Here is a 13,440-nt window from a genome sequence, read left to right on the forward strand (position 1 = left end):
CGGCCATGGCCGGTCGCCCTATCGGTTGAACCGGGTCAGTTGAATACCTTGATCGAGGGAAGCACATGGCCGGAGCAGTCAAACAGCGCCTGGTTCTCCCGGGCATTGCCCTCTTTCCAGTCGTCGTTGTTGTACTTCATCCCAGCCTTGGTAGCCCAAGTGGCACCAGGGGTTGGCAGCCACGCAGGCTCCCAGTAGAAGACTCCCTTGCCACGCCCGTCCGGTACCGCCACCACGCTCTTGATCAGATCGCGCAGGAAGTCGGCCTGCCCCTGTACGCTGGCCGGGTAACCACCGTCGCTCGCCTCCTTGGCAGTGAAGTTGTTCTCGGCGTTGTCGCAGTTCTCCGTGGTGTAGCCGTAGGCGGCCTCGACCACGATCACATCCTTGCCATAGCGCTTGCTGATGTCATCCATGTTGGCCTTGAGGGCATTGATGGGGCCATTCCAGTAGGTGTAGAAGGAGAGTCCGATGATATCGAAGGGCACCTCGCGCTTGGCGACTTCATCAAACCACCAGACGAAGGTGTCGTTTTTGGTGCCCTCAGCCAGATGCAGCATCACCTTGATATCTTTGCCGTGCTCTTTCACAGCACGTACACCAGCCTTGAGCAGTGTGGCCAGGCGATCAAACTCCCCACCGTTTTGCCCCCAGCTCTTGCCCTCTGGCCATAACATGCCACCATTGATCTCGTTGCCGACCTGCACCATGTCAGGCATCACACCGGCCTTTGCCAGGGCATCCATGCTTTCCTTGGTATGGGCGTAAACGGCATCCGCCAACTGCTTGACTGACATCGTACGCCACGCCTTGGGCTTGTTCTGGCGGCCCGGATCGGTCCAGAAGTCGCTGTAGTGGAAATCGAGCAGGAACTTCATACCAAGGGCCTTGGCACGCTTGGCAAGCGCTATCGTTGCAGCCAGATCGTTGTTACCACCGCCGTAAGGCTTGCCGTCCGCATCCTTGGGGTCTACCCACAGGCGCAGGCGAATGTAGTTAAAGCCGTTCTCCTTGAGGATTGCCATGGCGTCCTGTTGCTTGCCACTGGCATCAAAGAACTTGCCACCAAATTTCTCTACTTCGGCCAGCATGGAGACATCAGCCCCCTTGATGAACTCCTGCGGTACCGCAACTGGTTGCACCACCACATTTTCGGCAGCCACGGCGGGGGCATGCATACCCAACATGCCGGTGGCGAGCAGCGCCGCCATCACCAGCGTCTTCTTGATTTTCATGTCGAACGTCCTGTTTAACGGATTAACCCTTGGTCCCACCTGCGGTAAGACCGGAAACGAAGTACTTCTGCAAGGAGAGGTACAAGATGGCCACCGGCACCGCGATGAGCACAGCTCCCGCCGCATAGGTGGTGTAGCTGGCCCCCATCTTCTGGGCGACCAGGTTGTAGAGACCAATGGGCAAGGTGAACTGATCCGGGGTGCGCAATATGGTGCTGGCCAGGATGAAGTCGCCAAGCGGGCCGGTGAAGGAGAACAGTGCAACCACCGCAATGATGGGCTTGGAGAGCGGCATGATGATCTCGATGAAGATGCGGAAGTTGCCCGCTCCGTCCATACGCGCCGACTCGTCAAGATCCTTGGGGATGGCGTCCAGATAACCCTTCATCAGATAGGTGTTCATCGGGATCATGCCGCCCACATAGACCAGCACCAGCGCCAGGTGGCTGTTGACCAGACCCAGCATCTGGGCCAACACGAAGATGGCGATGAGGGCCGAGAACTGGGGCACCATCTGCAACAACAGGAACAACATCAGGCCATTTTGCCGCCCACGGAAACGAAAGCGCGAGAAGGCATAGGCAGTGAAGCTGACGCTGATGAGGGTCAACACCATGGTCAGGAAACTGATCTTCATCGAGTTCCAGTACCAGGCGGCGTAGTCGATGCGCCCGTCAAACAGCTCCTGGTAATGAATAAAGGAGAAGTTTTCCGGGATGATCGAGGTGTTGAGCAGGCTGCTGCCCGGGTTGAGGGATGCCCCCACCGTCCAGATGAGGGGGTAGATGATGATCACCGCAACCATAGCCAGCAGCAAATAGCTTAGGGTCAGGCGGATGGCATTACTCTTTTTCAGACTGTGTTTGGCACTCATGGCTGGATCTCCTTACACCATGTCGTCTTGCTTGAACGAATTGGTCGCACGGAACTGCCACAGGGCAATGCCGACCACGAAGATGGAGAGCAGAATGGTGATGCTCGCTGCAATCGCATACTGGGATGACGACATGGTCAGCTTGTAGATCCAGGAGACCAGGATGTCGGTGCCGCCGGCATTGGAACCAGCCACCGCAGGTCCCCCGTTGTTGAACAGGTAAATAATGTTGAAGTTGTTGAAGTTGAAGGTGTACTGGGTGATGAGGATCGGAGCGATCGAATACAGCACCAGGGGCAGCGTAATGGTGGTCAGCTTGTGCCATGTGCTGGCACCGTCGATGGTGGCCGCCTCGTAGAGATCATCCGGGATAGCCTGCAACACCCCAGTGGTCATGGCGAAGACGAATGGGAAGCCAAGCCAGGTCTGCATCAGGATGAGGGCCGTCTTGGTCCAGAAGGGATCTGTCATCCATGCCTTGGGGTCGATACCCAGAGAAGCCAGAATACCGTTGTTGATGACGCCAAAGGTCTCGTTGAACATGCCGGCGAACACCAGAATGGTGACAAAACCGGGCACTGCCCACGGCAGGATCAGGATGGTGCGGATGAGCGGCTTGAAGCGCAGATCCTTCTGATTGACCAGGATCGCCAGCAGCACCCCGACCGAGCATTGCAACGTGGTGGCGATCAGCGTCCAGATCACGGTCCACTGCAGCACGTCGAGCAAGGTCGAACGCCACAGATCGAGCTTGAAGATGTTGATGAAGTTCTTCATCCCCACCCAGTCCACCAGCTTGGCCGGCGGCGTGTGGTAGAGATCGTAGTTGGTGAAGGCGATGGAGAAACCAAAGATGATGGGGAACACCACCACGAACACCAGCAGGATGAAGCCCGGGGTGATCATCAGGTACGGAAAACCTTCGCTCAGCAGCAACTGGTATTGCTTGCGCACACTGGTCAGCGCTACGCCACGATCCCGGCGATCGCCGTTAACATAGGCGTCGCGGACGCTCCAGTAATAGATGGCACAACCAAAGATGGCCACCAGTACGCTGATAACCCCCTTGGCCAGGAGGAAGACGGAGTTGTCCCGGGGCAACTCGGTGCCAAGGGTAAACAACCCCCAGAACCCTTGAGATAGAAAATCATGGAATACGCCGAAGAAGCAGGCCATGACGGTGAAAAACAGGGTGCCCTTGACCCATTGCCGGTTATACCACTGACCGAGTCCCGGGATCAGCGAGAGCAGGGCGGCCACCTTGGCATGATGGGTTCTTGTACCGATCTGGGTAAGCGATCCGGAATCGACAACCACAATGTACCTCCTTTCCATTAAGAGCCCGGGCGGCCACGAATGCCGCCCGGCCCGAATTGGGCCTGCGCCCAACTTGTGTTATTGCTGCGCGTGGTTAACTTCGATCTGCATGTTGATGTTCTTGACTGCACCTTCCAGTGCCGCCTTCACACCCTGCTTGCCAGTCACGCCAAGCTGCAGTGCACTGTTGGCAGGGGTCCACACCTCTTGCATCTCGGGCACGCTCGGCATCGGGGTGGCGAAGCCAGCCTGAATGGCCACGGCCCGGGATTTCTCGTCGTCCTTGATGAGCGGATCGTCGATCAGCGCCTTGAGCGGCGGGATCTCGCCGGTCTTCTGGAAGCGGACCTTGGCGTACTCAGGCTGGTTGATGAACTCGATGAACTGCTGCGCCAGCTCTTTCTGCTTGGAATAGGTGGAGATGCTGTACCCCTTCACGCCGAGGAAGGAGCGCATGTGTTCGCCATTGGGCAGTGTCGGCAGCGGGGCGACACCGTAGTTCACACCGGCATCCTTGTAGGGTTGGAACGACCAGGGCCCGGTGATGACGGCAGCGGCCTTCTTCTCGGTGAACAGGGAATCGATGGCGTTGGCGCCGGTCTCACCGACGATACCGGCCGGGAAAAGCCCTTCGCTATAGAAGCGCTTGAGGAAGCTGACCGCGTCGACCGCCCCCTGGTTGGCCAGGCCCACGTCCTTGACGTTGAGCGAACCGTTGGGGTTCTGGCCGAAGATGTAGCCCCCCATGGCGGCCACTACGCCGTAGGAGTAATAGATCTCGTCAAACTTGGCGAGCAGGCCGTATTTGTTCTCCCCACGCAGGGTCTGGGAGGCCTTGACCAGCTCGTCGAAGCTCTCCGGCGCCTTGGGCAGCAGGTCTTTGTTGTAGACCATGACGATGGTCTCGACCGCCTTGGGCAGGCCATAGAGCTTGCCTTCATAAGTCTGGGCATCCACCGCCGGCTTGGTAAAGCCTGCCAGATAGTCGGCACCCGGCTTGATCTCGCTGATGAGCCCCTGCACCACGGCGGTGCCCACCTGATCATGGGGCAATACCAACACATCCGGGCCTATGCCGGCCGGGCCATCCAGGCGCAGCTTCTCGATCTGCTGGGCATAGGGGGTTTCGAGGATCTTCACCTTGACGTTGTGCTTGGCTTCGAACGCCTTGACGGCCTTCTCTATGCCGTTTGATTTCTTGATGTCTTCCCACACCAGCAGTTCACCGTCGGCAGCCCGGGCTACCTGCCCCAACCCCACCACGCCAAGAGAAAACAACATTGCAGCGGTCAATTTATTGATTTTCATATGATTTCCTTGTCCCTAACTCAGGTAAAAACAGGCCTTCGCCGACCACGTCGGTTAGGTGGGTGTTACGATGCCATCCAGCCGGTGTAACTTATGACGCTTGTTACCGATTAGTGTGTAAAACAGAGCACAACCACATTGCACACTGTACTGGTCTGGCCTCTATGACGCGCACTCACCGTCACCTAATGTCATGATAAATAACTGGTTTAATCCTATACATCAGATCCGGAGCAATTCGCTCTCTCTCTTGTTTCTTGCCACCCACGCCTTTCACTGCGCTTTCATGCGGCAAAAAAGGTAACGATTACACCGAATGGCTCTACGGTAAGCGGTGCTTGCCCAGCCTGCCAGTAGCACGTACCAAGGCTGTGATCTCATGCACAAAAGAAACAGCATTTTGTGCAACCGTTTACACCTGACTGATATAGTCCTCGCAAAGCCACAGAGTGAAACGGTGTGAAACGCCTTCTCCCTCCCAGGGCAAAGAAGCCGCAGCAGGGGTATGGCCACCTCGGAGTTCTGCAGCTAATGCATTCATTATCAAGGAGTTAAAGCTCATGGCGAGTATCAGATTGAACAATGTGGTCAAGCGTTTTGGCAGCAACGTGACCTTGCATAACGTCAACCTGGACGTGGAAGACGGCGAGTTCACCGTCTTCGTCGGCCCTTCCGGTTGTGGCAAGTCCACCCTGCTGCGGATGATCGCCGGCCTGGAAGATATATCGGAAGGCCAGATTGCCATCGATGAGCAGGTGGTCAACGATGTCGCACCGGCTCATCGCGGCGTGGCCATGGTGTTCCAGTCCTATGCCCTCTATCCCCACATGACGGTGGCCGAGAACATGGGCTATGGCCTGCGTGTCAATGGCGTGCCGAAAGAGGAGATAACCCACCAGGTCAGCATGGTGGCCAAGACGCTGCAGCTCTCCCACCTGCTCGATCGCAAGCCCAAGCAACTCTCCGGCGGCCAGCGCCAGCGGGTAGCCATCGGCCGTGCCATCGTGCGCAACCCCAAGGTGTTCCTGTTTGACGAGCCGCTCTCCAACCTCGATGCCGAGCTGCGTGTCGAGATGCGCCTGCACATCGCCAAGCTGCATCAGGAGCTCAAGACCACCATGATCTACGTGACCCACGATCAGGTGGAGGCCATGACCCTGGCCGACAAGATAGTGGTGATGAACTATGGCAAGGTGGAACAGGTCGGCTCGCCGATGGAGCTCTACTACAAACCCTGCAACCGCTTCGTGGCCGGTTTCATCGGCTCACCCAAGATGAACTTCCTGCCGGCCCGCGTACTGGCCTGGAGCCCGGAGCAGATCCGGGTCAAGGTAGCCGGCCAGCAGGAGCTCACCCTGCCCATCCTCACCGAGCGACTCGAGCCGGGCAGCGAGATCTCCCTTGGCCTGCGTCCCGAGCATGTGGTGCCGGGCGCAGAGGGGATCCACCTCGCCTTTACCTGCGAGGTGGTGGAACGTCTTGGCAACAGCACCTACCTGTTCGGTCAGTGCTGCGGCACCGACGGCTTCAAGCTGCTGCTGGCAGGGGATGGGGAGTTTCATCCGTACCAGAAGATGGATGTCTTCTTTGCCCCGCAAAATTGCCTTGTGTTCAATGCCGAAGGGCTCAGGATCAGCCGCTGAACGCGGCTACTGCATGCCCCGATCCATTTTGCCCCCGCCAGTCGGGGGCTTTTTTTATCCCCGGGCGCGGGACACAAAATGAGAGCGGGCTCGCAACCCTGGACAAATCCCGTACAAGGGTGCCGAGAAAGAGTGTAAAAGATTCACAAAACAATGAAAACGTTACACTAAAAATCAGAATTAGGTGCCCTCCATTATCGCAGCCTTATCTTTTAACAAGATAACGCACTGATAAAAGATGACTTATCACTTGCATCATCAGGCTGGGTTGACTCAAAACCACATGTAACCGATACCATGAACTTGCGCACTCGTCACCTTTCCATCATCCAGCGCCTGGCGCTGGGCTTTGCCGTCATCCTGTTGCTGCTGCTGCTCTCGGTGGCCCTCTCTCTCTACGCCGGCCAACGGCTGGCCGACCAGGTGGGGCTGCTCGCCAGCCATACCGCGCCGACCCTGGTGCAGAGCCGCGCCGTGACCCGCGATCTCTTCACCCTCGACCGACATCTGGGTAACGCATTGCTGCAGACCGGAGAGGAGGAGCTGGGCGCCGCCCGCGAGCAGATGCAGCAATGGCAGGCCCGTTTCGACCAGGGTCTGGCCACCTTGGCTCGACAGATAGCGGGGGAGCCGCAACAGAGTGCGCGCGTCGAGAGCCTGCGCGAGCAACAGGCCGCCTACTGGCAACTGGCCCAGCAACTGGTCGATGACTATGCCCACAACCGCCTCGAACAGAGCAAGCTGGCGGCCGACACCCGCCTTGGCGACACGGCGCGCCAGCTTGCCAGCGCCCTCGATGTGCTGCTCGCCCCTCTGGGCAGCCACCCCGCCGTGCTGCTCAAGAGCCGCCTGCTGGCAAACCTGGAACAACAGGTCAGCGCCACACAGGAGATCCTCAAGCAGCAGGATCCGGCCCCCGTTGCCGCACGTCTGGCTGCCAATGCACGCGCCAGCGAACAGGCGGCGGCACTGCGCCAGGAGCTGGCACGCCAGCTCGCCGGCCAGGAGGATGCCTTCGGCGTGCCCCTGAGCCTGGAACGCGGCACGGGTGCCAGGTTCGATACCCTCGCCACCCTGCTGGCCGGCCCCGAGAGCCTGCCGGCACGCCACCTGGCGCTGGTCGAACAGAGCATCATGTTGCGCAACCAGAGTGTGCAGGCCAGCCGCCTTATCGACAGCCTGCTAGGCGATCTAAGCGAGCTTGACGCCGCGATCGACGCTCAGCTTCGCCACAGCACCGCCGGCAGCGGCGCCATCCTGCTCTGGCTGCGCCTCGGGCTGTGCGCCGGCCTGTTGCTCTCCCTCGGTCTCGGCGCCCTGGTGCTGTGGCACCTGGTTCGCGCCATCCGCCAGCCACTGCACCACATCCTCACCACCCTCAAGGCCCTGAGTCAGGGAGATATGCGCCAACGCGTGCCGCTACTGCGTCACGACGAGTTCGGCCAGCTTGCGACCGGCATCAACGCCCTGGCCGACGAGATGAGCGGCATGCTCGGTCAGATAGTTCAGGCCGCCGATGCCCTCGGCCGCATGGCCGGCCAGAACCAGCACGCCCAGCATCACGCCCAACTTGCCATCGGCGAGCAGCGCAACGAAACCACAGGGGTCTGCAGCGCCATGGAGGAGATGGACTACTCGGTGCGCGAGGTCGCCGGCAGCATAGGCCAGACCGAGCAGACCCTCGGCAACATAGCCGCGGCGGCCCACGCCGCCAGCCTGCGTGGGGCGGCGACCGGTCAACGGCTGCAGCAACTGGCTGACGAGTTGGCGGAGTCGCGCCGCAGCGTGGAGCAGGTGCAGACATTGAGCGTCAGCATCGGTGACATCCTCGCCCTGATCGAGCGCATCACGGAGCAGACCAATCTGCTGGCCCTCAACGCCGCCATCGAGGCGGCCCGCGCCGGAGAACTGGGGCGTGGCTTTGCCGTGGTGGCCGACGAGGTGCGTCAGTTGGCGCACCACACAGCAGACTCCACCACCCGCATCCAGGGGATCATCGACGATCTGCAGCAAAGCACCCGCGGTGCGGTCGCCACCATGCTGCGCTGCCACGACGCCATGGCCCAGAGTCGCACCGACAGCGACGCGGGTTGCGCCACCCTAGCCGAGCTATCCCAGGCGCTGCAGCAGGTGGCCGAGCAGAGCAGCCGTATCGCCAGCGCGACCCTGCAGCAACAGCAGACCAGCGCCGAGATCGCCCGCAACATTACCAACATCGCCCGGATTGCCGACGACAACCAGGGCGCCCTGGCCAAGGTGGCACAGACCAGCGACCAGTTGCAGCAGCTATCGCAGCAGCAACTGTCGCTGACCCGCCGCTTCACCCTGCAGAGCGCCTGATCACACACCACAGAGAGGACCATCCATGTTCAAGAAGACACTGTTGTTGACTACCCTGATCGCCTGCCTCCAGCCCGCGCTGGCCAACGAGGAGGATCCCCTGGCCCGCCCGCTGTTCCTGCGCGGCGAGATGAACAACTGGGAGGCCCCGGCAGACCAGCAACTGGTTACCCAGCAAGGGGACTTGCTGTCGGTCCAGGTGGCCTTGCAGGCCAGTCACGGCGCCTACAAGTTCAAAATTGCCGACGAGAAGTGGAAGGCCGACACCACCTATGGCCAGTTCGACCCCGCCGCCAAGGTCGAGTCGGACAAGCCGGTGGTAGTCAAGGCCGGCTGGCAGTGGAGCGACATGAAGTTCACCCCGCCCAGCGACGGCCAGTATCGCATCACCCTGGATCGCCGCGATCCCCAACACATCCAGGTCACCGTCTCCCCCGCCGGGTGATCCTAGGGCCGCCGTAAGGCGGCCCCAGCCTCCGCCGGGATGGCGCCGCACGGCGACGCCATCCCGGCGCGGGACTGCCTCCCTGTCGCCACCCTACACACATCCAGACAGGAGATAACAACAATGAAGAGACATCTGCTTACCACCCTGCTGCTTGGCGGCGCCCTGCTGTTTCATGGCCAGGGAGAGGCCATGGTCAAGGGAGCTGACGTCAGCTGGCTGACCCAGATGGAGAAAGCCGGGTACAAGTTCTATAACGACGCCGGCCAGCAGCAGGATCTGTTCAAGACCCTGAAAGAGCACGGTATGAACACCATCCGGCTCAGGGTATGGGTCAATCCTGCCGATGGCTGGAACAACATCAGTGACGTCATCGCCAAGGCCAAGCGGGCCAAGGCGGCCGGTTTCGATCTGCTGATTGACTTCCACTACAGCGACAGCTGGGCCGATCCGGGCAAGCAGACCAAGCCGGCGGCCTGGCAGAGCTACACCTTCGAGCAGTTGATGTCGAACGTCTGGTGGCACACCTATAACGCCCTGGTGGCCCTGAAAAATGCCGGCATTACCCCCAAGTGGGTACAGGTGGGCAACGAGACCAACAATGGCATGCTGTGGGAAGAGGGGCGAGCCTCGGTCAACATGAAGAACTTTGCCTGGCTCATCAACAGCGGCTATGACGCGGTCAAGGCGGTCAACAGCGGCACCAAGGTGATCGTCCATCTGGCCAACTGCGAGAACAACAGCCTCTATCGCTGGATGTTTGACGGGCTGAAGAGCAACGGGGCCAAGTGGGATGTGATAGGCGCCTCCCTCTACCCGACCCAGAGCGGCAACGGTGACTGGTTCACCCTAGACAATCTCTGCTACGACAACCTCTCCGACATGGTGACCCGCTATGGCAAGGAGGTGATGATCGTCGAGGTGGGCATGCCGTGGGATGACCCGAAAAACAGTTACGACACCATTGCCGACCTGCTCAACAAGATGACGTGGATCCCTGACGGCAAGGGACTCGGCGTGCTCTACTGGGAACCACAGAGCTACAAGAACTGGCAGGGCTACAGCCTGGGTCTGATGGACAACAGCGGCAAACCCACCTATGCGCTGGATGCCTTCCTGTTGCAATAAAGATGTAACGTTACACAGAGGCGCGGTGAGTCGTGCGCCTCTTCCATCTGCCGCCTGGACATGACTTAGCCCGTCTCTTCGCCCTTTCTCGCCATCGCTTATCATCCCGCCTCCACCGCTCCGCGCCCTCCGGCACCATCACCAAAACATGGCCACCCTCTCCCCGAGGCAGACTCGCGGACGACACCTTCGTCGCCGGGATTCGCAACGATGGAGCCCCGATGACGACGTCAGCACGACAAGGCGCGCGTTCAATGCAAAATAAAAAAGGGAGCCCAAGCGGGCTCCCTGCGGGGTGACGAGTCGGGATTTACCACCAGGCTTCAGCCTGCACGCCGAAGTTCCAAGTATTATCATCCTCACCGCCGTTGAAGGATTTGCCTTCGCCATCTTTCAGATAGCTGGCAAAAACCCGGATCTCCGGGCGGGCAAACATGCTGGAACCAGCTGACCAAGCTTGAGCCAAGGTATATTTTTGACCACTCGATTTTTCTTCAGAGCCGCTTGTCCAGGTCTTGGTGCTCTCATAAGTACCGGCTTCAACCAGCGTCTTCATGATGTCAGTCCACGCATAACCGCCTCGCGCGACAGCGCTGAACAGTTCGGTGTTGTCATGCCATGCTTCAAGTTTCTCACCCTTACCGTAAGTGAATACATGGTTCACACTGAATTTCTCTCCCATGGGAATGTCACCAGTCAGAATCACACGGTATCCCTTGGCATCATCGGTCAGATGCCAAACATCATACCAACCGCCCCCTTGGGAGATCATGTTCTGGGCCAGCCCTTTATCAGCATATTGCAGCACCAACTTCTCGTAGATGCGGCTATCGGCAAAGTATTGACTCATTTCTGCGGTCAACATGACACCATTTTTGGGATCATAGAGATTACCAGCTTTCTCCTGCTCATCGGTCGGATTGGGCATGGCATAGCTGACACCCGCTTCAGTCCAAGCCCCTTCCCAAGGAGCCCAGCCGGCATAGCGCAGGTCCAGGAAGTTAACGTTGAGGTCATTGTTGACAATCGAGTTATCGATATCGTTACCATCAGACCGGATCCACGCCAGTGAGAAGGCGCCTGGACCTGCCTTGAGGTTCTCAATACCGGCACCGGCTCCCGAGATATTCCAGTATTTGGTATCGATGATGTGAAGGTCGTGACGCTGATAGAAGCGCTTGCCAGCCCACACCACAGCATCGGGCGCAGCGGAAATCAGCCCCTTGGCCTTAACATTGAATTGGCGCAGGGCAAATGTTGCATCGTCCTTGCACTCCTTTTGATCGAAGTTACACACAGTGGTGGTACTTTCATAGTCATTGGAGCCATCGCTCTGCATGCTGAACATGCTGTCTACATAGAAAGTCTTGCCATCCTTGTTGTAAACCTCCTGACCAATACCAATTTCGGTATAGGTATCGCTTTCGTTACCCAAACGACCGACAAAGTTCTGTCGACCGGTTTGCATATCACCGTCTTGGGATACACCTACGCCAGAGCGGAAATAGCCTGTAAAATCAACAGCATTAGCATTCAATGCAGTCATTGACAGAGCGAGGGCAACGGATGTCGTCAGTAGTTTCACTTTCATAGTTATTCCTTTAATCCACTGTTGCATTGTTATCTTGATGAACCGCTTACCAACCCATAGGGAAAGCGCTTTCACTGTCCGATGGAGATTATAGGAATAACTGTGCCATCATTGACATGACAAAACTCACAAAACTGTAATTATTACATAAATACTGCTATAAAAACGCTTGATAAAGCCACAAGGCAAACTCAAGCAATTGAAATTAAAGGGGTATTTGACAACAAATCATGTGTTATCGATTACACTCGTAATGGTAATATCTACACCTGAGAACCATGACTCGACCAGACTCATCGCAGCAGACATGACCTCCTCGTGCAGGGCATAGGAAGGCACCGTGAGACCTTCCCGACCCCACAGGAGTGAGCGACAAAAGAGAGAGGAAGAAGATGAGGCACTAAAAAGGCAAGGCCCCTGACGGGTAACCTTGCCTGATGGCCGATGAATTCAGGTTGCCAAATCGTCGATCAATCGATACTGCGGACTGAATGACGGCGTACCAGAGTCGGGCTGAACATATGTGTCGTCTGGGGCAAGGGCCCACCTTTTGCCAGAGCAATGGCCAGCTCGGCGGCCTGGGTCGCCATGGCGATGATGGGATAACGCACCGTAGTCAGACGAGGGCGCAAGTAGCGGGATATCAGTACATCATCAAACCCCACCAGAGATAGCTCCTGGGGAACCTCGACCCCGTTGTCGCTAAGCACGGACAAAGCTCCTGCCGCCATCGAATCGTTATAACAGACGACCGCCGTCATCTGTTGCCCCCGGCTCAACAACTCAGTCATCGCGGCTTCACCTCCCAGCTCATCCGGACTGCCACGGGAGATCAGGTGCTCATCGACCGGGATATTGTGCTCTTGCAGCGCATCCAGATACCCCTGCATGCGATCCTGAGAGTCAGAGATCAGATGATTTGAACACAGAAACCCTATCTTCTTGTGCCCTTCCTGGATCAGGTGACGAGTTGCAAGCCAGGAACCATAGCGATCGTCCAGCGCCACACAACGGGACTCGAACCCTGGAACGATACGGTTGATTAGCACCATGCCGGGAACATAGCTCATCATCTGGATCAGCTCTTCATCTGGCAGCATTTTGGCATGAACCACCAAGCCAGAGCAGCGATGCCCTATCAACTGCTCTATTACGTGCTTCTCTTTGGCTGCGTCGTGGTAGCCATTTCCGATGAGCAGAAAATTCCCCGTAGCCTGCGCCACCTGCTCAACTGCTTTAACCATGGTGCCAAAGAAGGGGTCAGACACATCGGCAACAATCAACCCCAGCGTTTCGTTGTTCTGATGGGCCAAGGCTCTCGCATTCGCGTTGGGGTGGTAGTTGAGTTCATGCATCGCCTTGAAGACGGCATCGCGTGACGCCTGACTTGCCTTTGGCGAATTATTGATGACACGTGAGACTGTGGCGACGGATACGCCTGACAGGAGTGCTACATCTTTGATGGTTGCCATGAATTAGCTTTTCCGGTGAACGGTATAAATAAAAACCAGTGCTTTATAGGGTCAAGATACTACCGACATTTCCAATACCTGACACGG

The 13,440-nt window shown here is 58.0% G+C and carries 10 protein-coding genes; 4 read left to right on the top strand and 6 right to left on the bottom strand.

Annotated elements, in window-relative coordinates:
- Window positions 1-35: 35 nt before the first annotated feature.
- From MRK42_RS16480 to MRK42_RS16495, 4 genes are all read right to left on the bottom strand, one after another.
- Complete coding sequence (locus tag MRK42_RS16480; RefSeq protein WP_100654387.1) at window positions 36-1,235, bottom strand: arabinogalactan endo-beta-1,4-galactanase; 1,200 nt, start codon at window positions 1,233-1,235, stop codon at window positions 36-38.
- Window positions 1,236-1,257: 22 nt separating this feature from the next.
- Window positions 1,258-2,109: a sugar ABC transporter permease gene (locus MRK42_RS16485; protein ID WP_041212959.1), complete on the bottom strand. Its 852-nt coding sequence runs from the start codon at window positions 2,107-2,109 to the stop codon at window positions 1,258-1,260.
- Between the two features lie 12 nt (window positions 2,110-2,121).
- Entirely contained in the window at window positions 2,122-3,426 is a 1,305-nt protein-coding gene (locus MRK42_RS16490; RefSeq protein ID WP_041212958.1) for a sugar ABC transporter permease, read from the bottom strand.
- Window positions 3,427-3,504: 78 nt separating this feature from the next.
- Entirely contained in the window at window positions 3,505-4,734 is a 1,230-nt protein-coding gene (locus tag MRK42_RS16495; RefSeq protein ID WP_100654388.1) for an extracellular solute-binding protein, read from the bottom strand.
- A gap of 560 nt (window positions 4,735-5,294) precedes the next feature.
- On the opposite strand from MRK42_RS16495, the gene ugpC reads away from it, so the two are divergent.
- The 4 genes from ugpC to MRK42_RS16515 all read left to right on the top strand — a co-directional run bounded on the left by ugpC (window position 5,295) and on the right by MRK42_RS16515 (window position 10,290).
- Complete coding sequence (gene ugpC / locus MRK42_RS16500) at window positions 5,295-6,377, top strand: sn-glycerol-3-phosphate ABC transporter ATP-binding protein UgpC (protein WP_100654389.1); 1,083 nt, start codon at window positions 5,295-5,297, stop codon at window positions 6,375-6,377.
- 297 nt (window positions 6,378-6,674) lie between these two features.
- Window positions 6,675-8,717, top strand: a complete 2,043-nt coding sequence (locus MRK42_RS16505) for a methyl-accepting chemotaxis protein (protein ID WP_354688336.1) — start codon at window positions 6,675-6,677, stop codon at window positions 8,715-8,717.
- Window positions 8,718-8,742: 25 nt separating this feature from the next.
- Window positions 8,743-9,162 carry a hypothetical protein gene (locus tag MRK42_RS16510; RefSeq protein ID WP_041212954.1) on the top strand — a complete coding sequence of 140 codons (420 nt, stop codon included), beginning with the start codon at window positions 8,743-8,745 and terminating at the stop codon, window positions 9,160-9,162.
- A 123-nt stretch (window positions 9,163-9,285) separates the two neighbouring features.
- Window positions 9,286-10,290 carry a glycosyl hydrolase 53 family protein gene (locus MRK42_RS16515; RefSeq protein WP_231720618.1) on the top strand — a complete coding sequence of 335 codons (1,005 nt, stop codon included), beginning with the start codon at window positions 9,286-9,288 and terminating at the stop codon, window positions 10,288-10,290.
- 310 nt (window positions 10,291-10,600) lie between these two features.
- On the opposite strand, the gene MRK42_RS16520 is transcribed toward MRK42_RS16515, so the two are convergent.
- Window positions 10,601-11,887: a maltoporin gene (locus MRK42_RS16520; RefSeq protein WP_100654853.1), complete on the bottom strand. Its 1,287-nt coding sequence runs from the start codon at window positions 11,885-11,887 to the stop codon at window positions 10,601-10,603.
- A gap of 464 nt (window positions 11,888-12,351) precedes the next feature.
- Window positions 12,352-13,353, bottom strand: coding sequence for an HTH-type transcriptional regulator GalR (gene galR, locus MRK42_RS16525; RefSeq protein WP_323930534.1), 1,002 nt, complete (start codon window positions 13,351-13,353; stop codon window positions 12,352-12,354).
- Window positions 13,354-13,440 lie beyond the last annotated feature (87 nt).

It is taken from the genome of Aeromonas sp. 19NY04SH05-1 (genome assembly GCF_040581895.1).
In the GTDB taxonomy this organism is placed as follows: Bacteria; Pseudomonadota; Gammaproteobacteria; order Enterobacterales; family Aeromonadaceae; genus Aeromonas; species Aeromonas enteropelogenes.